The sequence below is a fragment of the Bradyrhizobium sp. ISRA430 genome (assembly GCF_029909975.1).
GTDB lineage: Bacteria > Pseudomonadota > Alphaproteobacteria > Rhizobiales > Xanthobacteraceae > Bradyrhizobium.
The window spans coordinates 7,728,798-7,751,411 of sequence record NZ_CP094516.1 but is presented as its reverse complement, the minus strand read 5'-3'; the positions used below and the strand labels follow the sequence as shown (position 1 = coordinate 7,751,411).

Sequence of the window (22,614 nt, the reverse complement as noted above, 5' to 3'; positions counted from 1 at the left end):
AGACCAAGAAGTGTGAGCAACGCGTCGAGCCGATTGCAAACAAGCCAGCGCGCGCCTATCGAAGAAACATATTTGCTTGCGTGATTTGGACGAAGATTTTGCCCGGGCCCGTCGACAACCGAACCGAGAGAGCGGACTTTGCTGCCTGGAAAGAGGCAGCCCAAGAGCTTGCTCACGGGCACGAGGCGATTACGAATGCCAGTCGGGACGAGCTCAGGAAAGCTCTGGTTGATCTTGACGCGCTGTTTCGCAGTGCTCCCGGCAGCGTCCACAAGGCCTACCGAAATCTGACCGAAAGGCGGATCGAGAAGGTGCGGGAAACCTTCACCGACGCGATAGGAGACGGCCATCTCTCGTGGTCGCTATCCGATGAAGCGCCCGAATTGGCGGCGTTGGCGATGGGCGGCCTCATACGGGAAATCGACCGGGTGCTTGCCGAGCGACGCTCTCACTGGCCGATCGCGCCAAGTGAGTGGCACCTCGAGCAGCTCGGATGCTGGTTCATTCCGCGGCAGGGCGTCAGCGCATTGCGCCCTGCCCGACGGGGGCAAGCCTATTCAAAGCGAGGCACGCTCTTTCACCGGATATTGCCTACACTGATACAGGGCTACCCCATCCACGTGGTCGATACCCGGACGTTGCATAGTGCAGCGAAGGATGCGAGCAAGTGGAAGATGGGAGCTTGCCTGTTCAAGGAGCTGAAGCTCAATCCCGAGTTCATTTCGCTAGACGACGATAAGCGTTTCATAGTCGCCAGCCTGGAGGCGCCTTCTGCAGGAGAGGCGATTGCGGTGCAGATCGGCCAGGCGCTGCGAGAAAATTGCATCGCGGTCGTCTGGCCTGAGCTGACCGTTCCCCCGGATTTGCGGGAGAGGATCATCAAACTTATCCGCGAGCGTGACGTCGCTGATGAGCTCGAAGCGCCCGAAATCCTGATTCCAGGGACCTGGCACGAGGCAGGTGACCATGGGACCGTAAACCGCGCTCGGATCTACGACGGATATGGAGAGGAGCGCCTGATCTACGACAAGATCGCCCCTTACGCTGACGATGATTGGGGCGCGGAAAACATCACTGCGGGCGATCGCATATGTGTCCTTGCCACCGAAGGCGCCTTGATCGGCGTCGCCATTTGCCTTGATTTCTGCGACGTATGCGAGACGCCGTTCAACGAGCTCGATGTCGACGTGATGCTGGTGCCCTCGATGGGGAACGACCGCACCATGCAAGGCCACCAGACCACAGCAGCCCAGGTCGAGGCGCGGTTCGGCACGCGAAGCTTTGTGGTGCAACATCCCACTCACACAGCCTTCAATGATCAGAGACTAGGTACAATCTTACCTCTGTTGAAGGAGCCGAACTCGGTTTCAGCTCGAGAACTCGGTCAAAAAACCGTTTGGACTGCCTACAAATGGGGCCCTTGACACCTAGATTCCGGGACTAAAATCAGAGTAAAGCGTTGTAAAACGTTCTTAACGGTTGTGATGTAGGTCTAGCCCATGTCTGACGTAGCATTGGAAAAGGTAGAGACGGGCGAAGCAACGGCGAGCGAGGCCAGGCGCCTCGTTTCGGAATTGCTCAAAGAGGGATCCGAAAGAAGTCTGGAGCGGCTCTACGCCACGCTCGGCGCGTGGATTTGGAACGCCCTCGAGAGCCGCCGGCGCGATCCGGAGCTACGAGAATGGTTCGACATCCTGCGACGGACGAGCGCAACGCTCGGGCCGAGGAATGCTGCCTACGCGGAGCGCTTCCGAGCATTCTACGATCTGCTGCAAATGTCGATCAATACCTCCAAGCTCGTGCGTCCGAGCGAGGTCATGCATCGTCAGCACGTGGTCGCAATCCTTCGGCTGCTCCGCGACGCACCGTCGCGTCAGATGGAGAAGGCAGCGATCGCCAAGAAATTAGAACTGAGAGATGCCAATCTGAGCCGTATTCTCCGATTGATGACGAATGCGCGATTTGTGGAACGAACGACACAGGGAAAATTCGCTCATTTCGCTTTAACGCGCGACGGCTTGTTTGAGCTGGAAAACCGCGAAAAGCGTGAAGGCAAGAAGCGCAGCCAATTGCCTGCACTGCTGCGAGATAAATATCCGTCGGCAGGAGCCGCTCACCCTCATCACCTATCGGCGGATGTGGATGCGGTTCTTCGCTCCTTTGACCTGGCGATACAGAGCTCTGCGCACGCGCCGAATACGGCTGGGCTGCTCAATGCGGGCGCTATTGGCGTCCGTCGCGCCATGGAAGACTATCTGCTTCATTTTCATGGACCAGCACCTGCAGCGCCCGGATACATGAAGGTGAGGACAAAGAATTCATACCAGGGCTTTTCCGTAACCGCCGTCCAGACAAAAAAGGCCGAAGCCCACGGCTCCTACACCATCGAGGCGGCAAGCAGTCCCAAACCCGCCTCATTCCCTGTAGGGGCACTGCATCTGTACGATGAGGATGAACATGCCGAATGAGGATCTCAATGCTTTGAAGCCGGATGAGGCGCAAAGCGATCCCGACTCTGTCGTGCTGTATGGAAGCGCCCTCGTCGATCGACTGACATATATCTCAACAACCTTCAGCTCGCTGATCATGAGTGTGGGCAAAGCTGCTCGAGACGATCGCGACGTCCTGGTCCCGCTGGTGGAGGTGAAGTTCGAGGGCCCGAGCGGCCAAGACGACGCCCTATCGAAGACCTTCTTTTCAGAGCTGGTGCCGCTCGAAAACGTAGCTTTCGTTCTTGAGGACATATCGAACGATCTCACGACCATTTGCCGTCACCTTAGTGCGGTGAGTGCTGGACCGGTGAAGCCCGATTTCAAGCGGTTGGGAGAAACAAGAAGGCTTCTGAACGAAGCCAAGGACAACATGCAAAAATGCCTGGCAGATTTGGAAGGGATTGGCTGAGGCCTCGAACGGCCTGCCGTTTTGCAAGGGTCCTCGATTGCGGCGAGAAAAATGGACGAGAGTCTTTCTTTTTCAGCGCAACCATCCCCCGGCTTTACGATGCTGGGATATCCTTCTCGGCTCGATGTGAAACACAGCTCAGTCACCACCTCTCCGGCCGCCCCCTATAGCTATGCTGCTAGGTTAGCCAGCACATCAGCTTTCTCCAGGCTAGCTCTGAGCGCCTCGTCGGACACGTGCGTGTATATTTCCGTGGTTGATATGCTGGAATGTCCAAGCAATTTTTGAACGAAGCGGATATCGACGCCGCGCTCGATCAATAGAGTGGCGGCTGTGTGACGCAACATATGCGGCGTAATCCGACGCCGGCTACTCGACAATTTGGAATAGCGACGAAGAGCGAGGCGAACCGATTGCGGCCGCATCGGCCGCTTAAGTCGATTCACAAAAACATGCGCGCTTTTGGCCGGCTGCTTCGCGCGCGCGTCCAATAGCTGCAGGAGCCCCGACCGAAGCCCCGGATCAGAGATGTACACCTCGCGATCCCTCGCTCCCTTGCCGCGAATCCTGACGCGCGTCCCCTCGGGAGCCACATCGGCAATAAGTATGTTGCAGAGCTCACCTACCCTTATTCCGGTCGCGATCATCAGGCGCACCGCGATTGAAACGGACCGTGACGAGATGGGTGTCACTCTTCCGGCGCTTGCCAGGCCCGACAATACGTTGCGAGCCTCAGAATGCGAGAGGCAACGCGGCAACCGCTTTCGTCGCGGAAGTTCCAGTCGCCAGGCACGGAACGGATCCGCAGCAGGCTCCAAGACGGCCGTTCGACGAAAGAATGTGCGCAGGCAAGCGAAGCGCCGACGCGCAGTTGAGATCGAAAGCCTCCGCCGCTCCAACAGATCGGAAAGATAAGCTCCAAGATCCGCGCCAATTATCGATTCAACCGAACGATCGGCACCCAAGAACCGACGGAAGTCGTTCAGATCCACAGCGTAGGCTTGCAGGCTGTGCGGGGATAGTTGCCGCTCAATCGCACAATACCGCAAGTACTCCGCAACCGCTGAGCTGATCAGCATCACAACCACACTCCATCCGCAAACGCGACCAGTCTCTATCGCAGTACAAGCAGGCTTGGGATGGGCTCAGATTCATTAATGGTAAACACCCTCACAATGAGCCGCGGGGAGAGCACATAACTCGGAATTATGGCGTCTATCTCCTCCACGTTTGCGATTGAGGTGTTCGACCGTAAGCGAGCACGCTCTGACAGGTTGGCGGATTTTCTCGCTTTATATGTCCACCACTTCGGTCCAGAGCACCGTACTGCTTCCAACGAACTGATCGAGTTTCTCGCTTCCCCGAATCAAGGACAATCGATCACTTATTTTGGGTTGACGTACGATGGAAATCCCTGCGGCTTCGCCACATTTATGTATTATCCAGAAGGTCCCATTGGAGTAGTCGACCATCTGGTGATCGCACCCAACCTGCGCGGTTACGGAGCTTTTTTCGGTTTCTGCGATTTGATTGCTCGGTACATCGAAAGGAAGCGGCTTCCGCTGGACTTCATTGTCGCGGAAATAATGCTCGCTGATGGAAGTCTCGTGACAAGCATAAGACCAGCCCTGCTGGTTCGGCTGATGCGTTTGGTTGGTTTCAAGGCGGCGAGAGCGGCGTACTGGGCGCCAGATCCTACGATCTTGCACGACCGAGAGAGCTGCAAGGCCGTGCTGTTGTTTGCTTCTCAACCTGATCGAGATGAATTGCCCGCCGTCGAGTTTCTTCGATTGGTGGAGCTGATCTACAAGTCCCACTATCAACGCTGGTACGAGCGGACTATGCCCGCCGAAAAGTTCCGACGCTACCAAGAGGTCGCGGACGAGCTTCTTCAAAAGATCCGAGCCGGGGCTGCAAAGGACAAACGGGTCGTGCTAAACGGGATGAAGAATATTGATTTGGTCTTCTCATTGGATCCAAATCCACCAGCGAATCCATCGACCCTATTCTACATAGGATTGTTGTTAATCCCGGCGGCTGTAGGAATCGCTGTAGCATTTGCTCAGGAACTTAGAGTCGCTGCTGTCGCGGCTGGACTATCGATTGCGTTGATCGGTCTTTTCGCCGCGAACGGAAGGTTACGCAATCTGCTCATGCAAGCTTTTCGGCTAAAAGAATAGCGTCATCGCCGAACGGGTGAAGCACGCCCAAAAAGCGATCAAGCGGAGCGAGTCTTGCCGACACTTGCTGATCAAACCCAAATCGAAGCGCTAGTGCCGAGCCAATGTGAAAACCTTGGCGTTGTTTGATGCTGAGCCCTCGGTTGCTTAGGAGGGCGTTCACATAAGAGGGGCTGTAGATCCATAGAGTATCTTGGCGTCCGCTGTTTAACGTATCAATTCGGACGACAGGAGCGCCCCATCTTAATCTGAATAACTGTTCGAAGGTCGTCGACGTCTCAAAGTGTAGCAACAAATGCCCGCCGGGACGTAGAACTCGTGATATCTCGACAATGGCTTCTGCAGCGGAAACATAGTTCAGGACGGATGCGACGCACACGATGAAGTCAATGGAGTGATCTCCAAATGGTAGCCGCTCAAGGTCTCCAGCGATTGGCTTTGACCGACCTTGCAACTGGCTCTTGAATCGATCAAGGCTGATCGCATGTGTTGGCAGCCACGGGTATGGCTCACATCCGCATCCCGCATCCAGTATTGTCTCAGCTCGCTGAACTAACGTACGAGCGTGCCGTTCAGCGAAGCAATTGATGGCAGAGCGCTTGTACGCGTTCCAGCGATCTTGTGGGTCCCAAATGGGTTGCCCCTGACCATAGAGTCGCTCAGCAGATTCCCTAATCAAGCGTCCGTCTGATGACCGCATAATTCCGAGTTATGTGTTATTGGGCCGAAACTTTGCCTGCCCTGAAAGCTGTTAATTCTATTAATCCGGGAAGAAAAGGCAAGCGCGCAACCGGAGGCCGACGGTCTGAGGGTGACGGGACGCGCTATTCCGAGGCGCGCTCCGCACATGAGTGCTCAATGAGCTTCGTCGCTGCCTGTCGGCAACCGCCCGGCGAGCTGTTCGCAAGTGGACCTGGCCATCATAAGGCCTATTGAGCAGAAATACGGCAGGCGACAGCCGCTTCGCGCTGATTATCGCCATCGCTGCAATGCTAAGGTTGGCTCTTCTATTTGCCCCGGACCAATGTGGTCGGACGCATTCGCAATATAGTCATGGCACGAACTTTCCTCGCCACCCGGTAACGCTACCTGGGATCTGGTGAACAGCTATTTCGCCTGCATCCTCGCTCTCGCCGCGTCATTCGCTGCCGGCCTTTGGTTCGAACGCGCCCCCATCAGACGCGGCGCAGAGATTGGTGGAGCGTCTGCGCTCGCGCTGTCCTGCCCTTTCGACGCCATCCAGTGCCTCGGCGGATCCTAGCCATGCCGTCGACATCGGCAATAACTATGCCCATCCCGCGCCGGCGCCTACGGCTTTCCATAAATTTCAGAACTCCCCGTCCTTTGCTTGTGATGCGCCGGCTGGTGCGCGTCTGTTCAGCTCCAAGCTTTGCCACGCAATGGTTGGCGCCACGGCTCGCACAGTTTCTCGCCGCTTATCCGAAGCTTGAGGTTCGACTAGTCGCAAACACGGATTATGCGCGCTTTAGCAATGACGATTTTGAATCGATATCGTCTACGGTCCCGCGCGCGCCGAGGGCGCCGAAGTTGTCCCTCCTCCGGAGGAGACGGTCACCCCGCTCTGTTGCCCTTTCCTGGCAAGATCAATCAAAACGCCTACCGATCTACTCGATCAGACGCTGATCCGCTCCGACGTGAAGCAGGTTCAACGGCACCTATGGTTCACCGCGAACTGATTGGAGGCTCACCGCATCGCCCGATCCCGTCTAGAGCCCATCGATGGACGACGCGGCGATGCCATAGGCATCATCGGTCGGGTGGTTCGGCTGATTGCGCGTCGAAAGCCGTCCCTTTAGCCCGATCCTCGTAGCGGAATGTGGTGACCACTTCCCGCTTCGACGCAACCGAGATCAGATCCTGTAGCTGCATGATCTTCGAGACCGGAAGCGACCATTTCAGGCGTCTCGTCGGGCGCCACCGCCTCAAGCTACCGTTGGCCTTCGGGCTTAAGCAGCCAATCGCGGAATTCGCCGACGGTGAGCGATGAGACGATCGCAAAGGCCGCCGGATCATGTCGATCCAAGATCAGGCGAGAGACGTCGTCAGTACGGCCGGAATCAGTTCCTCGGCCAGGATGGCCTTGCGCGGCAGATCGGCGAGCGCCATCTGGCCGCAAGCCGCTCTTCCGGACCGTCAGCGGCGATGCCGACGAGCTGATCGCCCGTCCGCTCGGACGTCACCTTGGCCATCAGATCCCTGAGGTTAGCAAAGCGGACAACCGTCCCTCCGATGGCTGTCCTGTAAGGCATGATTGGTGGTTATCCCTGGATCAAGGCGAGCGCTTCGGCATGAAGCCGCGGCGTTGCGGTTGCCAAGATGCGCCCTTCCGAGTGAATCGAGAGCGGGCATCCCTTCCAATCGGTGATGCAGCCGCCGGCGCCCTGCACGATCGGAACCAGCGCCATGTAGTCATATGGCTGAAGCCCCGTTTCGAGAACGATGTCGCAGTGTCCCGACGCAAGCAGGCCATAGATGTAGCAATCGCCGCCGAATCGGCGCATCCGCGCAACTCGCGACAGCCGCTCGAATGGCTCCATCTCGCCTTTGCGGAACATGTCAGGCGATGTGGTGTAGAAGCTCGCGTCGGCGACGCTCTCGCATGCGCTGGTCCGAGCCAATCCATCGCCAAACCGCGCCACGCTGGGCTTCGCCATCCACCGCTCGCCCGTAAAGGGGATGTCGATCAGGCCGCAGAACGGCTGCTGCTGATAGGTCAACGCGATCAGCGTGCCGAACAAGGGAAAGCCGCTGATAAAACTCTTGGTGCCGTCGATCGGGTCGACGATCCAGGTGAATGCTCCGCCGGGCTTGGCTCCGATCTCCTCGCCGATGATGCCATGCTCCGGAAAGCGCGCCTCGATCCCTTCCCTGAGACGCAACTCGACGGCTCGATCGGCGATCGTCACCGGGCTGGCATCGGACTTGGCAACGACATCCAGCGGCGTGCGGAAATAGGACAGCACGATGGGCCTGACCGAATCCGCGAGCTCGGCGGCGAATGACAGATAGACATCGGCATCGTCTGCCGTGGAGGCATATTGGGCCATTACAACTCCTTCAGGAACAGCGGCCATCGCGGATCGCGGATGATGGAGCGCGTCCGCATGTGTATCCAGATGCCGTATTTGTGACGCGCCAATATAGGCTCAAGCAATCCGCTTAGGCGGCTCCAGGCTCCCGCAAACGTCCTGCGTCTGCCACCAGGATTTTAAGTGTCGTCTCGCGACAGCGGTGGGATCATCGTCGTTGCCAAGAGCGGCCTGATACGCAACGCCACTATCTTTGAATTGTTAAGAAGTACGTATCCATCCTCGACCTTGTATTGTTCTTCCGGCTATCTCGCCGGTATCGCCCTTCGCGCCCGACGAGGACCGAACGATAACACTAAGGCTGCGAGATTCATGCGGCATTTTCGACACCCTAGATATGTGATTTGTCTATTAACGCGTTGCCGGTCATCAAACGTCGCGCGCGAGGCGCGATACGTGTTCATCAAACGCTACGACATTTCCCCTCCACCTGATCAGCATGACCGGCGAAGGAGTTCGTGGGGCTGCCCAGGCACCTTTCGGGCAGTGCCTGACTAACCCCGTCCCCTGACCAAAAGCTGACGGCCGCGATCAATTCCTCGAATTCGGTAACTTGCGGGGCGCGACGCACCCCAGTCAATTTAGAACAGCGATGCTACAAGCCTCAAACTTGTCAGAGTTTTCCAGTCGCGGAGGCAGTGTTCGTCTTTGTCAAGGTCTTCACCAATCGTGGCGAACGAATCTTCGCCGCCATCAGGCCACGTCAGCAACTGCGGGTTCAAGGCTGAAGGGCTGACTGTCAAGATCGTGTCCCTAGGCGTGGTGTAACTGGCGGTGGGACACCGCGTTCGCCGGCGAGGGCCGGACAAGTCAGCTGGCGATTGCCGGGAAGCTGACGGCGGGATCATCGCTCAACGGCGCGATGGTTTCCAGCGTCATGTAGCGGGCGCGCTGGACGGCCCATTCATCATTCTGCTCGAGCAGGATCGCACCGACGAGGCGAACGATGGCGTCCTCATTGGGGAAGATGCCGACCACCTCGGTGCGGCGCTTGATCTCGCCGTTGAGGCGCTCGATCGGGTTGGTCGAGTGCAGCTTGGTCCGATGCTGGGGCGGGAAGGTCATGTAGGCGAGCACATCGGTCTCGGCCTCGTCGAGGAAGCCGGCGAGCTTGGGGAGCTTGGGGCGGAGCTGGTCGGCGACCTTTCGCCATTGGGTCTTTGCGGCCTCGGCATCGTCCTGGGCAAACGCGGTGGCGATGAAGGCGGAGACGACACGCCGGCCGCTCTTGCCGGCATGCGCGAGCGCGTTGCGCATGAAGTGGACGCGGCAACGCTGCCAGGAGGCGTTGAGCACCTTGGCGACGGTGGCCTTGATGCCCTCATGGGCATCAGACACGACCAGCTTGACGCCGCGTAGGCCGCGGCGCGCGAGCTTGCGCAGGAACGCGGTCCAGAACGTCTCGGCCTCGGACGGGCCAATATCCATGCCGAGAACTTCGCGCCGGCCGTCACTGTTGACGCCGACCGCGACAATCACCGCGACCGAGACGATGCGGCCCTGCTGGCGCACCTTCACGTAGGTGGCGTCGATCCACAAATACGGCCAGTCGCCCTCGATCGGACGGGCGAGGAACGCCTTCACCTTATCGTCGATCTCGGCGCAGAGCCGGCTCACCTGGCTCTTGGAGATGCCGCTCATGCCCATGGCCTGCACGAGATCGTCGACCGAGCGGGTCGAGACGCCCTGCACGTAGGCTTCCTGCACCACCGCGGTAAGCGCCTTCTCGGCCATGCGACGGGGCTCCAGGAAGCCGGGGAAGTAGGAGCCCTTGCGCAGCTTGGGGATGCGCAGTTCGACCGCGCCGGCGCGGGTCTCCCAAATGCGGTCGCGGTAGCCGTTGCGCTGGGCCAGGCGCTCGGGGCTCTTCTCGCCATAGGCGGCTCCGGTCTGGCTTTCCACTTCCAGCTCCATCAGGCGCTGGGCGGCAAAGCCGATCATCTCGCGCAGCAGATCCGCATCAGGGGTCTTCTCCACGAGCGTCCGCAGGTTCATCATCTCGTCGGTCATCGGTGGTTCCTCGAATCAGGTTGGTGTCAGCAACCCGACCCTACCGGCGAATCGCCGGTGACCACCGCAAAGCCGTCCGCCCGCTACGGCGCTATTGTAGGGCGCGCGTGCGGACGGCTTTGCTCTACCGAGCTACACCATCACTGGGGACACGACCGACTGTCAAACACAAAGGCAACTTCGTCATCTTCGATTCGCTTTGACGATCTCAGCCTTGGAGGTTGATCGCTGTACCGGCTTTTGTGCCGGCGTCGAACTGCTCTAGTCGCAGCATCGCGGTAAGCTGCGGCGCCCGATAGCCGAGGTTTCAAGCAAGAACAGCCAATGACAAGCCACTTCCGTTCAGCCGCCCTTAAGTCGAGGTATGAGGATAACCCTGGCGCCGAACGGATTGTAGGCTGTCCCTTCCCTCATGCCTGCAGCCGACTGTGCCATGTACGGATGACCATGGATGTAAATATCTGTCGTGGGCTGGTACGGCCTCGGGATGCCATCTACGCTATTGAGCGCGCCGAGCAGGATGTCTGGAGCCGCTTGAGGGACCGTGGTTCCAGCCCAAGCCTACGATGTGGGTGAAATCCTCATTGAATCTCCCAGCTCTCAGACCGAATGCTGGGCATGCCTACTGCCGCGGCAGGTCAAAACGGCCAGCTCCTCCGGCCAATTTTCCCTCGATCTTTGGTTTAGACTGCTGGACCCGCCCACATCCCGAGGGCTTTGTCTCGCGAGTTTCTCGGTCCGAATTTTCTCCAACTCGGAGATAAAGTGCGCCGACCATTTCTGGATGGGATACACTCGAAGCTTCGCCATCATCTTCTTCCAGCGGCAGATGCGGTCGGGCTGCGACATTGAAAATGCGATCGAAATCTTAGCCGCTATGTCTTCGATGTTGTTGGAATCGATGAGGAGCGCCGCGTCGAGTTCCTTGGCCGCGCCGACAAATTTCGACAAAATCAGTACGCCGGGATCGCTGCCATCCTGCGCGGCAACATATTCTTTCGCTACGAGATTCATCCCGACACGCAACGATGTTACCAAGGTGACACGTGCGGCACGGTAGAGGGCGGCGAGCACTGCCTGACTCTGAGGCTTCGTTCGTGGCGGATCGGCATCCAGCCGTCCGCGCCATGCCGAGCGTTGACGTCCTCGACAAGAGCCGCGACATCGCTCTGATAGTCATCGTAGCTCTTGATGCCGGATCGTGAGGTTGTCGCGATCTGCAAAAGCGAGATGCTGCGCGGTTCCTCGTTCAGAAGGTGATCGATTGCCCGAACGCGATTGTCGAGACCCTTGGTGTAGTCAAGCCGGTCGACGTCGACGGCAAGTTTCTCGCGATTGAGACCTTGCAATAGCAACAAGGCATCGGCATTCGACAGCATTTTGTGCAAATCTATCTGTATCTATGCCGATCGGAAATACCTGCGATCTTGTCACGCGGCATTGCGGGAAATCACCACACCATTTTCATCAGGCGTGAGCTCGAAATCGGCACGGACACAGGCAAGGAAATTCCGTCGATTCTCGTCGGTCTGAAAGCCTATCAAATCATAAGCGAGCATCGCCTCGGCCCCACCCAAATCGCCCCACAGCAGCAAGGACCGCCTCAAGCCCGCCTGTTTTGGGTTGATCGACGTCGCTACCGGCGACCCGGTTCGATACGATGACGAGATTCACAAGTTATCCTTCCCGTCTGACTGCCGTTTTGCCGGCCATCGATCAATTTGCAAAGGTTGGTCGCCGAAGATTTCCGGCCGGACCGCCGATCGGACTCGGTGATTTCGTGTGCACTCGGCTGGGATTAGATGTAGCGAGCCGCCTCGAGGGCGTCCCACGCACACCCTTGCTCAGTCGCAAGACGAATGCGTCTAGTCCGCGTCCACCGCATCAACGGCTTCGCCTAACGAAGCAACTTACCCACGGCCACGAAGTACCGATTCTTCGCAGACAAAACGGCTTTAATTCTTTGGTGAGCGGCACTCTGGTCCGATATCGGGTCGATCGATCGGCTTTGGGAGCCGATGATTCTGCTGGAGCAAATTGCGCCTGCTTCGAATATCAACCTTCGCCGCGGGAACGACAGTTTGCGCAACGCGGAGCTAAACGTCTGCCTACCAAATTTGGTATGGGACATAAAGACGCGTTTGCATCGTGCGACCGAAAGTCTGTCACGCTAGAGAGATATTGGTGGGGACGAAAAACGTCTTGGCAGGCTTCATGCCCGTTCTTGTAAAGCCCCGCACACTGGGTCTGTTGACCAAATGCGAGCGTCGTCCTCCAGGGGCGAACCTCATAATTTCGGTCTTCGCGATGTTCGACCTCGCCAACCCGCGCGCAGATCGTTTGCAGGGCGAGCAGGAGCTTTGGGTCATGGCCGCGAAGGAGCTTCCGCCCGGCACCCCTCTCGACGTCGGCAAGTCCAAGCCACAAGCCGAGGTGCCCATCGGCGGACACGCGGCGGCACCTGAGGGAGGGCCAGACAACCATGTCCACGTAAATCTAGGCATTCGTCGAACGGTGCCGCGCGCCACCGCCAAGGTCGCGCGCGCGCCGCTACACCTATTGAGCCACAATGCCGACATTTCGCCGTAAACACCGGACCATACGTTGATGGCGTCATTCGAAAGCTGGATGGGGCGGCTCCATCTCAATCTGCCTGGCCTGACGCTCCTCCCGCAAGACCTCTTTCCCGAGTTCAAGGCGGCCTCGGTAGTGATCGTCGACATGACTTCATCAGCAACCTAGCCGCGCGCAACCGTTTCCTAGCACCGCCATTGCATCCCGCGTCAAGGCTGACGGTTGCCTGCTCACCTGAAGCGAGGCGTCAATACATGGTCGATGAACTGGATCTGCGAACCTTCACGCCACATCCGCAACGCGACGCTGTGCTCCGCGAAGTGCACGCACGCCCCTTCACGCGCCTTATTTCGCCGTTCAGCGTGATCCACTTCGCTTTTCTTGCACAGGGCGAGGCGGCCACAAGCGATCGCTGCCGTTTTATCGATTTTTGCCTCGAGCGCAATCTTACGCCGCCTGAGCAATCGGCGAAACTTCATCAGATTGTCATCGGGCCCGCTACGCTACGCTGGGAGCAGCATTCGGAATTTACAACGTTCACCTGGATCTGGACTAACGCAAATTGTTCTGCCGCAGACCAATTTGACAAGGTTGATGGTACTGTCCGATCGCTGATCCGCGCGTTGCGTCAGACCGGACAGTTGCTGGTCGCGATCAGGCTAGAAGTGGAGCGGGACGCTTCGCCGACCACGCGGGCCGAACAGATTTTTGACAAGAACAGCCTGGCCATGGTTGCCACAAAGAGCGGCGCAGGCGTCGCCGCCTCAGACTTCCGCGTAGACGAAAAAGGCTTTACGAAAATCCTCGTCTGCGACCTCGGGTTGACGTCGCACGATCTCGGAGCGCTGGTGCAACGGCTCCTGGAAATCGAGACCTACCGTCCATTGGCGCTGCTTGGCCTGTCGGCGGCCCTTGAGCTTGCACCATCTGTTGATCGCATCGACCGCCGTCTTGTTGAGGCGCTCGAGAAAATGCAAAGCGGTGAGGGGCTGCAGTTCAACAACCACCTACTTGCCGAGCTGACGGCGCTGGCCGCATCCTTCGAAAGAGGCGCGACCGGCAGCCTGTTTCGATTCGGCGCCAGTAGGGCCTATAACGAGCTGGTCCAATCGCGACTATCCATCATTGAAGGCAACGATGTCTCGGGCTATCCGACCTGGTCGTCGTTTCTGGCACGCCGCATGGCGCCGGCGATGCGAACCTGCGCAACTGTGGAGGATCGTCAGGCGACTCTGTCGGTCAAGCTCGCGCGTGCCGCCGATCTGTTGCGAACCCGGGTCGACGTCGAAATCGAACGACAGAATCGTGACCTGTTGCAAGCTATCAACGAGCGCGCGAGACAGCAACTTCGGCTGCAGTGCACGGTCGAAGGATTGTCGGTCGGGGCGATAGGATATTATGTGGTCAGCCTGTTTAGCTATCTTGCCAAGGGCGCGCATGACGTCGGACTGCGAGTAGAGCCCTCGTTCCTGACCGCAGCCTTCGTGCCGATCGCGGTCGGCGTGATCTGGCTGGTGAGTTATAATGTCCGAAAGCGACACCTCAAGCACAACGACGCGCCCTCGGTTACTTGCGACTAGAGCTCCTTAAGGGAATCGGTGCGTCCGTCCTGCGAATCTCGCATGGTCGGGGTGCGACGCTGCCGCAAGATCGCGGCCGGCTCCTGCGCAAGGTAATGGCCCCCCGGAACAGCCGGGCGCAGCAATGTGGGCCGGGTCAGTGGCCGTTGCGACGGTTGGGACGGGGCCAGATCAGGCTGAAGCGCTCACCTTCCTCGTCGGCGAAGAGGTTGGCGAAGATCGCAGCGGTGAAGCTCGGATCGTCGAGCTTCAGACCCAGATAATCGCGGCCCTCGTTGGAGCGCTTCGACTAGGCGGCCCCGATCTCCACACGGCCGACATAGACCCGGTGGCTCGGTGCGTTGTCGCCGGCACCCGAGAGCGTGCAACCCATTCCCTACGCGGTTGGTTGGTCGTTCGAAGGCGGCTCGCGGCTCTGGCTCAGCCGGGGGAGATTCCAGTGGGATCACAGCGCAGCAATAAATGTGAACGGGCCGCGCGGCCGACGCGTAATCACGGCACCAAATCCGTCCGTTGCTGAAGGGAGAGGGCGCGTGTCAATCGCAGTGCGGTGAATTTCGGAGCGGATCTGGCGCGCGTTGCCGCGAGTGTCAGTTCTGCTCCGACGATTTGCCGTGCGGAGAGATATGCCGGGCTCCAGGCTCGAACTGCCTAATCCTGCAGCCCGAACGTGCGATATGCCAGCTCGGTCAATGCCCGTCATATCGTATCTCCGATTTTTATATCCTGGTCACACCTCGTGCACACGACCCCCCTGAGCAGTTGACAAACCTAAACTCCCGGACCAGTTCATCACAGTCCGTCTTGCAAAGCGCCACCATCTGGGGACGATATTTGGTACGATCCCCTGATCGTAGATCAGCGCTACGAATCGTGCCGGGCAGCGGGTCGGCGATTGTCGAGAAGTTCGACGGCTTGATCCAAATCTCTACCAAGGTGGCGGAGAATTAACCCTCGACTTGGCTAGTACAGGTGCAATTCAGTTTTCGCGACTCGGGCCACTGCCCTTAGTCATGTGGCGCACGGCGCCCGCTTAGACTAGCATGCCGCCGACGCGCCCGCGGGTCGATCCGCTAATGCGCTTGGCAACGCTGACGAGGCTTAGGCTTTCAGCTCGAATAGCCAACTCGAGTAGCCGCGGGTCATTCGCTTACCTGATGCGGAGACCCGTAGACCAAAGCGAGTCAGGCTATCCCGCTGACGCGACCATTTTCCAAGCTTCCCCCAGCGAAATGATCGTGCTTGTGCACCGTTCAGGGATGTATTGCGTGCTCTCGATGTGGTTTACGAAAGAACTGTTGAGCGTTCCCGCGCATGATCCTCTCTATCAGACCACGAGTATCTTCAAGCGCTACCCACCCTTCGGCAACCAATTGCGAGAGTGCCATAGCGATTCCACGACGCGCTACAAACGCATGGCCGTAAATTGGCTCGACAGCGACATAGTCGCCGCCAAAGGTGAAGATCTTGTTCGACGGAACGGCCATCAGAAACTCCTTCAGAAAGCGAACGCCCGCCACCGGATTGATAATCCATGCCCAGCACATGTCGATCGCGGCATTCGGATAATGTTTGGCCAGCGCGATAAACTCGTGCTCGTATGGATAGCCGATATGCATGAGAACAAAACGGGTTTCGGGAAAGTCTTGCAACAGACGGCATACGTCTGCGGCATTGCTGTGGGTACGGCCGAGTTGCATCACGCCATAGCCGGCCAAAACGCCGGTGTGCAGCTTGACCGGTAGGCCGCACTCGCCAGCTTTTTCGACGCAATAGCGGAACAGATAATCTTGCAGCGCCTTGAGGTCCTCAGGACCGAGAGCATGTAACGCGCCGACCCTGTCGGCATGGTGGGGAAATAGCCTTGACGCATGCGCCTTGGTGACAGGCTTGAAATTAAGAGCGCGCGAATAAGCTATCTGCGATTTTACGGCCACGGCTTTGGCGCCGTATGTTGCGAAATAGTAGTCGATGACGCCGAGCCACTCGTCGAGCGTCGTCGGGCATCGACCTGTCTCGGCCTCCACCCACGCAAAATCAGCAGCACTACACCGGCACAGTTGAAGGATGCTTATATCGTGATCGAGGAGCCCTGGCTGTTCGGTCTCCATGAAGATGCGCTGTAGCGAATTGATATGGCAGCCCTTGATGTTCGCCTGGCCCAAAATGCGTGCATAAAAGCCAGGTTGAACGGTTTCACGATATTTCTCCGCGATGCGCGGTAGGCTCTCGGCAGTGAGATCGTCTTCACCGTAAACGCCGCGAAACGTATGGCGCAGCGCCTGGGCGTAGCCAGTGTGGCGGATTCGGTCCCAGTAAGGGGCGATCAGCCGATACTTTTCGTGACTTGGAAGATCCGGCAAGAGAAACCTACGCAAATCGGCCGCCGGGAGGCCGGCAACTACCAGATCCTCGGCAGCATAGGACCTGAACAAATACGCCCAGTCGTTGCACGGTAACGTTCGCGGATGGATCGCTCCGGCAAGGCGCTGACTTTCCTCAATCAAGTGCTCATGGGTATCCACAAAGGGCGTCTTCTCAACCCATTGTGCGATCTGTCGATCGGAGTCCGTCATCGCCTCCCAGCCAATCGCAGCTCTACTCATCTTGGGCTCCCTTTAAATAAGGACAGTCGCTTGCGTCCGCATTTGCGACCGCCGCTCGCGTTAGACATGCTGTACGTCTGGCGTTGGTCAGCAACGCTCCCAGGGCCGCGGCCGGTACGATCAATTGTTTACGACATCACTAGGATGGGTGACGCGTTCCTTAAGAGCCTCGGTCATTGGAAAGTTGAGGTTGATGTTCTTCGGCGGGATCGCGGCCATGAACCATTTATCGTAGATTTTCGTGAACTCGCCGGAAGCCATAAGCTTAGAGAGAACGTCGTCGACCATTTTTTTGAAGTCGGGATCATCCTTCGAGAACATCAGACCATAATAATAGATCGTGCCGTAGTTGGCTCTTAGGAAAGTGAGGTCAGCGGGGTTCGAATAATCCGCCTTCATACCGGCCAAGAGAATGTCCGCCTCCACCCACGCCGATGCCCGCCCGGTGGCCAGCAGCAGCAGGGATTCAGCATGGTCTTTGGCTTGTGCGATCGTAAGATTGAGACCTTCATCCTGCGAGATACTTTTGGCGATGCCAAGCGCATCGGATCCCTGTGTGACAACGATAGTCTTGCCCTTTAGATCTTTCGGCGTCTTGAACCCGCTCGACACCTTGGCGAGCCAAGCCGTTTGGCTGGCGAAGGTCGAAACGCTGAATGAGACCTGCTCCAGACGCTGCTTGCTGCTGGCAGTGCCGCCGCACTCGATATCGATCGTACCGTTCTGTATCAGCGGGATACGGTTGGACGAATTGACCGGCGTGAGCTTTATCTGAAGGTCTGGAGTGCTGAGATCAGCTTTCAGCCGATCGACGATATGCGCACACAGGTCCAGGGAAAAACCGACGGGCTTCTGGTCGCCGCCGAGATAGGAAAAGGGGATCGAAGCTTCGCGATAGCCAATGGTGATCGCCTTTTTCGACTTGATGTTGTCGAGCGTCGGACCGGCCTGAGCCGTGGAGAATGAAAGCATGGTGATAGCAGTTGCGGAGAGCAGTGCAAACATTCTGGGCATGGAGATCTCTCTGTTCGGGTAAGATGCGGCTAGTGAATGATCTGGTTGAGGAAGGCCTTGGCCCGTTCCGTGTTCGGTGCGCGAAAGAAGGTGCTCGGATCGCCCTCTTCCACGATTGAGCCGCAATCCATAAAGACCACACGATCCGCCACTTCGCGCGCGAAACCCATTTCATGGGTGACGCAGATCATTGTTATTCCGTCCTGCGCGAGCTCAACTATGGTTTCGAGCACCTCCTTCACCATTTCCGGATCCAGGGCAGAAGTCGGCTCGTCGAACAGCATGATCTTGGGTTGCATGCACAAGGCGCGAGCTATAGCGACACGCTGCTGCTGACCGCCAGACAATTGCGAGGGATACTTTTTGGCCTGATCGTGGATCCGGACCTTCCTCAGCAACACCATCGCTCGGTCACGTGCTTCGGACTGAGCAAGACCTCTGACTTTCATCGGAGCCAACATGCAATTCTCGAGCACCGAGAGATGCGGAAACAGGTTGAAGCTCTGAAAGACCATGCCGACTTCACAGCGAACAGTGTTGATATCGCGAATCCGATCTGTAAGCTCGGTCCCGTCGACGACTATGCGGCCGGAATCATGCTTTTCGATATGATTGATGCAGCGGATCAGGGTCGACTTCCCGGAACCCGACGGCCCGCAGAGTACGATCTTTTCTCCTTTTGCAATGTTGAGGTTGATATCACTCAGGGCATTGAAGCTGCCGAACCGCTTGATGAGGTGCTCGACGACAACCATCGGGAGTTGGTCGGCTGGGCTAACCGTGCGCTCTTGCTGCATGCTGGTCTCCAGGTTGAAGCCGCCAGGGAAGGACGGGCCATCAGATCATCGATTGACTATGGATGGGCGCCCGCGATCGCGTACTTCTTGCGGAGTGAGGCGACGAATTGGGACGCGGCGGAACTTATGATGAGATAAGCAACGGCTACTGCCAGGTACATCTCGACGAGGCGACCATTGAGCTGTGCAAGCTTCGAAGCCGCACCAAGCAGATCGGTGAGCGACAGGACGTACACGAGGGACGTATCCTGAAACAGAATGATGGTCTGGCTCAGGATGATGGGGCTGGCGACCCGAAACACCTGCGGCAGGACGATGTGGCGATACGTATCGAATGTCGACAAGGCGAGAGCCTGGCAGGCCTCGAATTGCCCCTTGTTCACCGCGCGCAAGCCGACGCGGATGATTTCCGAATAATAGGCGGCCTCGAACAAACCGAACGTAATGAACGCCGTGTAGGTGGCACCCACTGGAATCGGACGACCATTGCCTGACAGGTGGCCCAGAACGACGGGCACCAAGAAGAAAAACCAGAACAGGACGAGAATGAGCGGAATCGATCGCATCAGGGCGACGTAGCCACGGACGAGCTGGCTCAGAATGCGGAGTTCAAAATGCTGCACGAGAGCGAAGAGCGTTCCGAGAAACATCCCAAAGAAGAAGGCAGCTGCCGTCAAGGAGAGCGAGAATAGCAATCCTGACCATAAATAGGGCCATGCCTGCGCGATGATCGAGAAATCGAGGCTGTTCATTTCACGACCTCCATACTGCTGGGCACGGCGCCTTCAAGATTTACGTCGTCAAAATCTGCTCCCACAGCTTCCTTGCCCGGTGCCGTAGCGGGAATACGCACCGCTTTGTCGATGAGCATCATCGTCTGATAGGCGATCAGAGCCAAGGCAAGATAGATGAGTGTGGCGGCACCGAATGCCGTGAAGGTTTGGAACGTAGTGTCACTGATTTGGCGCGCTTGAGCGGTCAACTCCATCAAGCCGATGGTCAGAGCAACGGACGTGTTCTTGTAGATGCCCATCACCTCGCTTGTCAGGCTTGGCACGATGAGGCGCAGAGCCTGCGGCAGGATGATATGGCGATAGGTCAGATATCCGCTCAGACCAAGTGCGGCAGCCGCTTCGGCTTGCCCTTTCGGCAAGGCTTCGATGCCTGCCCGAACCTGTTCCGCGATGCGCGCCGCGGTGTACAGGCTCAGACACCAGAGGGCCGGAAAGAAAGATCCCCAGGGCGGAGGAATCTGCTTGATCCAGTCGCCGATTGTACTCGGAAGAAGCTCGGGCAGGACGAAGTACCAAAGGAACATCTGCACGAGAACGGGGATGTTTCGGAAGATCTCCACGTACATTCGCGCTAATGCCCTGAAAAAGGAACTCCGCATGGTTCGACCTATGCCGACGACGACTCCGACCGCGAACGCTATCCACCAGCCGAAGAAGGCAAGCGCCAAGGTCCAACCAAGGCCCGAAAGAAGCCAGTCGATGTACCGCTGGCCATCCGACGTATTTTCAAGAAGAACTCCGAACATCGCGAGCCTCACGATTGCGGGTGTTTTTCTCAAGCCGCTCCCATGCCAAATCCTAAGCGGCCCTGAATGACTTTTTTGACTGGCGTCCACGGATGAGATGCACCAGACGGTCCACATCGTCGACCGTGTTGAACATGCCGAACGACACGCGAATGCCGTCGCGCTCGGGGGAAACACGCACGCCATTCTCTTCGAAGTAGCCGAGCCATTCTGTCGCGGGCAGACCAACGACGTAGATGTGTGGCGAGCGATGGTCTCGCTGACGCGGACCGACGAGACTGAGGCCGAGCTCGTCCAGTTGGGCGATAAGATGATCGCCCAGGTCGAAGCAATGGTTCTGAATGTTTGTCACGCCAATCTGCTCGATCATGTCGAGGGAGGCGCCGAGCGCGTGAATTGCGGGAAGGTTGAAGTTTCCTAGTTCGAAACGTCGCGCGCTCGGAGATGGCGACAAGCGATCGGCACGCGCGATAAGGTCGTCAGGAATCTCGGCCAAGCTGGCAGCGGCGAGATAGGCAGGCTCCAACTCCGCCAGCTTCTTATTCCAATAGAGCAATCCAAGACCTTGAGGGACGAGCAATCCCTTGTGACTGCCGGAGCCAACGAAGCTTGCCTGAATAGCTTTCGCGTCGATCGGAACGACCCCGATCGCCTGCATGACGTCGACGACGAAATACAGCTTCTTATCCGCGCAAAGAGAGCCGATGCTCTCGATGTCGAAGCGATGTCCGGCGTGGAAGGTGACGTGCGACAGCGATATCGCGCGAGTTTTTTCATCGATGTGGGGAAGGAAAGTGTCCGCGTTGACGACATCCGTCATCGGAAGGAAGTCGATCTGGACGCCCTTCTTTTTCAAATTGAGGAAGGCATAGGCGTTATTTGGATGATCTCCGTGGATCATCAAAACTTTATCACCGGCTCGCAGAGGCAACGCATTCGCCGCGACGTTCATGCTTTCCGATGTGTTCTTCGTGAAGGCGATTTCGTCGGCTGACACACCAAGGAAACGGGCGACCTTGGCACGCGTTTGCTCAACCCGATCGAGCCATACGCTTTTCGGTCCGGCTGTCTCCAAGCCTTCACGAAGGAAGGTGTCGATCGCCGTCTTTACAGGTCGCGCCAGCGGCGTCTGAAAGCCGGAATCGAGGTAGACCATCCTTTCGGCTGCCGGGAACTCCTTGCGCACAGCTTCCACGTCGTAATGACGCGACATTCCCATCTCCTTTTTGGACACCTCGCCTCGCACCGGTCGAATTCGGGCCCCAGCCGCAGGCCCAACACACTGCGCGCTGCACAATCTCTGATCATGAGACGACAGCGCCAACGTTATGAGCAAAGGGCAAGCGCGTCTAACGTATTTTTCATATTGTAGTAGTATTTATTCCAAAAAATGATAATTTACCTCTATGGGAGATTCGCGTGACGCAGCAAGAACGAACGGCTGGACCGCTCGACCGAGCATTCGCCATCATCGGTTACGTCGCTCATCAGACGAAGGCCGTCTCGGTCGCGGAGATCGCGAACGCCCTTTCGTTACCCGTTCCGACAGCCCATCGGCTTGTTGGAAACCTGGAAGAACGCGGCCTTCTCCAGAAGGCGCTTGGATCCAAGCGCTACGCGGTGGGCAATCAGCTGGTCACACTGTCCGCCAAAGTCATCGGCGCGGCTTTTCGCACGGCGCGGCGACACGCGGTGCTGCGCGCGGTTGCCAGCGAGATCGGCGAACAGTGCGAAATTGGCGTCGTGCGCGACAACGTCGTCGCTTACGTCGACAGCGTACGGGTGTCCCAACCACAGGGGCTTCAATTCAATCCCGGCGAGGCTGCTCCCCTTCACTGCACCTCGACTGGAAAAATCTACATGAGTCGGTTACCTGAGAGAGCGCGTGAGAAGTTATGTCGTTCGCTCGCTCTGACACGGTACACCGACAACACCATCGTGGATTACGACACCCTCATGAAGCTTCTCGAGGAAACTCGCCGTCGCGGATGGGCCAAGACCAACGAGGAATACGTGAAGGGCGTCGTTGGCTGCGCGGTCCCCATCGTTTCCCCGGACCGAGAGCTGATCGCCTGCCTTGGCGTATCGGTGCCCGTGGCGCGAGTGAGCTTCACAGAGCTGGATCGCTTCATTCCTCCACTTCAAAGAGCCGCCGCGCTGCTATCGCAAACCATCCTTCAGACAGACAGTGAAGACGACACACTTGAGGATACTTGATGATCCTCAGCGCCGGCCTTCTGGGCAGGAGAGAGAGCGTGATCGGCTGAGAACGTATCACCATCGATGTGATCGACGATCTCGT

The 22,614-nt window shown here is 57.8% G+C and carries 20 protein-coding genes and 3 pseudogenes; 9 read left to right on the top strand and 14 right to left on the bottom strand.

The window, feature by feature from the left end; genetic code table 11:
* Positions 1 to 98 precede the first annotated feature (98 nt).
* The 3 genes from MTX21_RS36370 to MTX21_RS36360 all read left to right on the top strand — a co-directional run bounded on the left by MTX21_RS36370 (position 99) and on the right by MTX21_RS36360 (position 2,901).
* On the top strand, positions 99 to 1,424 hold the full coding sequence (locus MTX21_RS36370; RefSeq protein ID WP_280969249.1) for a hypothetical protein: 1,326 nt from the start codon (positions 99 to 101) through the stop codon (positions 1,422 to 1,424).
* Between the two features lie 75 nt (positions 1,425 to 1,499).
* Positions 1,500 to 2,468: a helix-turn-helix domain-containing protein gene (locus MTX21_RS36365; RefSeq protein ID WP_280969248.1), complete on the top strand. Its 969-nt coding sequence runs from the start codon at positions 1,500 to 1,502 to the stop codon at positions 2,466 to 2,468.
* A complete protein-coding gene (locus tag MTX21_RS36360) occupies positions 2,458 to 2,901 on the top strand; it encodes a hypothetical protein (RefSeq protein WP_280969247.1) in 444 nt (147 codons plus the stop codon). The genes MTX21_RS36365 and MTX21_RS36360 overlap by 11 nt, the downstream gene beginning before the upstream one ends.
* A 170-nt stretch (positions 2,902 to 3,071) precedes the next feature.
* Here the strand turns inward: MTX21_RS36360 and MTX21_RS36355 are convergent, their stop codons facing one another.
* Positions 3,072 to 3,980 (bottom strand): tyrosine-type recombinase/integrase, encoded by a 909-nt coding sequence (locus tag MTX21_RS36355; protein ID WP_280970905.1) that lies wholly within the window; start codon positions 3,978 to 3,980, stop codon positions 3,072 to 3,074.
* A 195-nt stretch (positions 3,981 to 4,175) separates the two neighbouring features.
* Here MTX21_RS36355 and MTX21_RS36350 point away from each other — a divergent pair, with 195 nt between their 5' ends.
* Positions 4,176 to 5,081, top strand: a complete 906-nt coding sequence (locus tag MTX21_RS36350; RefSeq protein ID WP_280969246.1) for a hypothetical protein — start codon at positions 4,176 to 4,178, stop codon at positions 5,079 to 5,081.
* Between the two features lie 1,359 nt (positions 5,082 to 6,440).
* Positions 6,441 to 6,775 (top strand): annotated as a pseudogene (locus MTX21_RS36345) (LysR substrate-binding domain-containing protein); the annotation flags it as partial.
* Between the two features lie 36 nt (positions 6,776 to 6,811).
* On the opposite strand, the pseudogene eutB reads toward MTX21_RS36345, so the two are convergent.
* The 6 genes and pseudogenes from eutB to MTX21_RS36315 all read right to left on the bottom strand — a co-directional run.
* Positions 6,812 to 7,351 (bottom strand): annotated as a pseudogene (gene eutB, locus MTX21_RS36340) (ethanolamine ammonia-lyase subunit EutB); the annotation flags it as partial.
* Between the two features lie 9 nt (positions 7,352 to 7,360).
* Complete coding sequence (gene hisN, locus MTX21_RS36335) at positions 7,361 to 8,149, bottom strand: histidinol-phosphatase (RefSeq protein WP_280969245.1); 789 nt, start codon at positions 8,147 to 8,149, stop codon at positions 7,361 to 7,363.
* Between the two features lie 852 nt (positions 8,150 to 9,001).
* A complete protein-coding gene (locus MTX21_RS36330) occupies positions 9,002 to 10,201 on the bottom strand; it encodes an IS256 family transposase (RefSeq protein ID WP_280969244.1) in 1,200 nt (399 codons plus the stop codon).
* Positions 10,202 to 10,801: 600 nt separating this feature from the next.
* On the bottom strand, positions 10,802 to 11,275 hold the full coding sequence (locus MTX21_RS36325; RefSeq protein ID WP_280969243.1) for a trehalose-6-phosphate synthase: 474 nt from the start codon (positions 11,273 to 11,275) through the stop codon (positions 10,802 to 10,804).
* Entirely contained in the window at positions 11,233 to 11,580 is a 348-nt protein-coding gene (locus tag MTX21_RS36320) for a trehalose-6-phosphate synthase (protein WP_280969242.1), read from the bottom strand. Before MTX21_RS36320 ends, MTX21_RS36325 begins: the two co-directional genes overlap by 43 nt.
* Before the next feature lie 51 nt (positions 11,581 to 11,631).
* Entirely contained in the window at positions 11,632 to 11,796 is a 165-nt protein-coding gene (locus MTX21_RS36315) for a hypothetical protein (protein ID WP_280969241.1), read from the bottom strand.
* A gap of 607 nt (positions 11,797 to 12,403) precedes the next feature.
* On the opposite strand from MTX21_RS36315, the gene MTX21_RS36310 reads away from it, so the two are divergent.
* The 3 genes from MTX21_RS36310 to MTX21_RS36300 all read left to right on the top strand — a co-directional run bounded on the left by MTX21_RS36310 (position 12,404) and on the right by MTX21_RS36300 (position 14,355).
* The gene (locus tag MTX21_RS36310; RefSeq protein ID WP_280969240.1) at positions 12,404 to 12,790 is read left to right on the top strand and encodes a DUF2169 domain-containing protein; all 387 of its coding nucleotides are present in this window, start codon (positions 12,404 to 12,406) and stop codon (positions 12,788 to 12,790) included.
* A gap of 18 nt (positions 12,791 to 12,808) precedes the next feature.
* Positions 12,809 to 12,943: a hypothetical protein gene (locus MTX21_RS36305; protein ID WP_280969239.1), complete on the top strand. Its 135-nt coding sequence runs from the start codon at positions 12,809 to 12,811 to the stop codon at positions 12,941 to 12,943.
* Positions 12,944 to 13,029: 86 nt separating this feature from the next.
* A complete protein-coding gene (locus MTX21_RS36300; protein ID WP_280969238.1) occupies positions 13,030 to 14,355 on the top strand; it encodes a DUF3422 domain-containing protein in 1,326 nt (441 codons plus the stop codon).
* A gap of 136 nt (positions 14,356 to 14,491) precedes the next feature.
* Here the strand turns inward: MTX21_RS36300 and MTX21_RS36295 are convergent.
* The 7 genes and pseudogenes from MTX21_RS36295 to MTX21_RS36265 all read right to left on the bottom strand — a co-directional run.
* A pseudogene (locus MTX21_RS36295) lies at positions 14,492 to 14,707 on the bottom strand (DUF736 family protein); the annotation flags it as partial.
* A gap of 901 nt (positions 14,708 to 15,608) precedes the next feature.
* Positions 15,609 to 16,961 carry an amidohydrolase family protein gene (locus tag MTX21_RS36290; protein WP_280969237.1) on the bottom strand — a complete coding sequence of 451 codons (1,353 nt, stop codon included), beginning with the start codon at positions 16,959 to 16,961 and terminating at the stop codon, positions 15,609 to 15,611.
* Positions 16,962 to 17,081: 120 nt separating this feature from the next.
* Positions 17,082 to 17,975 carry an amino acid ABC transporter substrate-binding protein gene (locus MTX21_RS36285; RefSeq protein WP_280969236.1) on the bottom strand — a complete coding sequence of 298 codons (894 nt, stop codon included), beginning with the start codon at positions 17,973 to 17,975 and terminating at the stop codon, positions 17,082 to 17,084.
* Between the two features lie 29 nt (positions 17,976 to 18,004).
* On the bottom strand, positions 18,005 to 18,772 hold the full coding sequence (locus MTX21_RS36280; protein WP_280969235.1) for an amino acid ABC transporter ATP-binding protein: 768 nt from the start codon (positions 18,770 to 18,772) through the stop codon (positions 18,005 to 18,007).
* 56 nt (positions 18,773 to 18,828) lie between these two features.
* Positions 18,829 to 19,524, bottom strand: a complete 696-nt coding sequence (locus MTX21_RS36275) for an amino acid ABC transporter permease (RefSeq protein WP_280969234.1) — start codon at positions 19,522 to 19,524, stop codon at positions 18,829 to 18,831.
* Entirely contained in the window at positions 19,521 to 20,312 is a 792-nt protein-coding gene (locus MTX21_RS36270; RefSeq protein WP_280969233.1) for an amino acid ABC transporter permease, read from the bottom strand. Before MTX21_RS36270 ends, MTX21_RS36275 begins: the two co-directional genes overlap by 4 nt.
* Positions 20,313 to 20,364: 52 nt before the next feature.
* Positions 20,365 to 21,525: an aminotransferase class V-fold PLP-dependent enzyme gene (locus MTX21_RS36265; protein WP_280969232.1), complete on the bottom strand. Its 1,161-nt coding sequence runs from the start codon at positions 21,523 to 21,525 to the stop codon at positions 20,365 to 20,367.
* 206 nt (positions 21,526 to 21,731) lie between these two features.
* Between MTX21_RS36265 and MTX21_RS36260 the strand changes: the two genes are divergently transcribed.
* The gene (locus tag MTX21_RS36260) at positions 21,732 to 22,529 is read left to right on the top strand and encodes an IclR family transcriptional regulator (RefSeq protein ID WP_280969231.1); all 798 of its coding nucleotides are present in this window, start codon (positions 21,732 to 21,734) and stop codon (positions 22,527 to 22,529) included.
* The last annotated feature ends 85 nt before the right edge of the window (positions 22,530 to 22,614 follow it).

Excerpts from the sequence above, each read along its gene's own strand:
- MTX21_RS36365 (WP_280969248.1), top strand. The coding sequence starts at position 1,500 with ATGTCTGACGTAGCATTGGAAAAGGTAGAGACGGGCGAAGCAACGGCG.
- MTX21_RS36360 (WP_280969247.1), top strand. The coding sequence starts at position 2,458 with ATGCCGAATGAGGATCTCAATGCTTTGAAGCCGGATGAGGCGCAAAGC.
- MTX21_RS36355 (WP_280970905.1), bottom strand. The coding sequence starts at position 3,980 with ATGCTGATCAGCTCAGCGGTTGCGGAGTACTTGCGGTATTGTGCGATT.
- hisN (WP_280969245.1), bottom strand. The coding sequence starts at position 8,149 with ATGGCCCAATATGCCTCCACGGCAGACGATGCCGATGTCTATCTGTCA.
- MTX21_RS36330 (WP_280969244.1), bottom strand. The coding sequence starts at position 10,201 with ATGACCGACGAGATGATGAACCTGCGGACGCTCGTGGAGAAGACCCCT.
- MTX21_RS36320 (WP_280969242.1), bottom strand. The coding sequence starts at position 11,580 with ATGCTGTCGAATGCCGATGCCTTGTTGCTATTGCAAGGTCTCAATCGC.
- MTX21_RS36305 (WP_280969239.1), top strand. The coding sequence starts at position 12,809 with ATGGCGTCATTCGAAAGCTGGATGGGGCGGCTCCATCTCAATCTGCCT.
- MTX21_RS36300 (WP_280969238.1), top strand. The coding sequence starts at position 13,030 with ATGGTCGATGAACTGGATCTGCGAACCTTCACGCCACATCCGCAACGC.
- MTX21_RS36290 (WP_280969237.1), bottom strand. The coding sequence starts at position 16,961 with ATGAGTAGAGCTGCGATTGGCTGGGAGGCGATGACGGACTCCGATCGA.
- MTX21_RS36285 (WP_280969236.1), bottom strand. The coding sequence starts at position 17,975 with ATGCCCAGAATGTTTGCACTGCTCTCCGCAACTGCTATCACCATGCTT.
- MTX21_RS36280 (WP_280969235.1), bottom strand. The coding sequence starts at position 18,772 with ATGCAGCAAGAGCGCACGGTTAGCCCAGCCGACCAACTCCCGATGGTT.
- MTX21_RS36275 (WP_280969234.1), bottom strand. The coding sequence starts at position 19,524 with ATGAACAGCCTCGATTTCTCGATCATCGCGCAGGCATGGCCCTATTTA.
- MTX21_RS36270 (WP_280969233.1), bottom strand. The coding sequence starts at position 20,312 with ATGTTCGGAGTTCTTCTTGAAAATACGTCGGATGGCCAGCGGTACATC.
- MTX21_RS36265 (WP_280969232.1), bottom strand. The coding sequence starts at position 21,525 with ATGTCGCGTCATTACGACGTGGAAGCTGTGCGCAAGGAGTTCCCGGCA.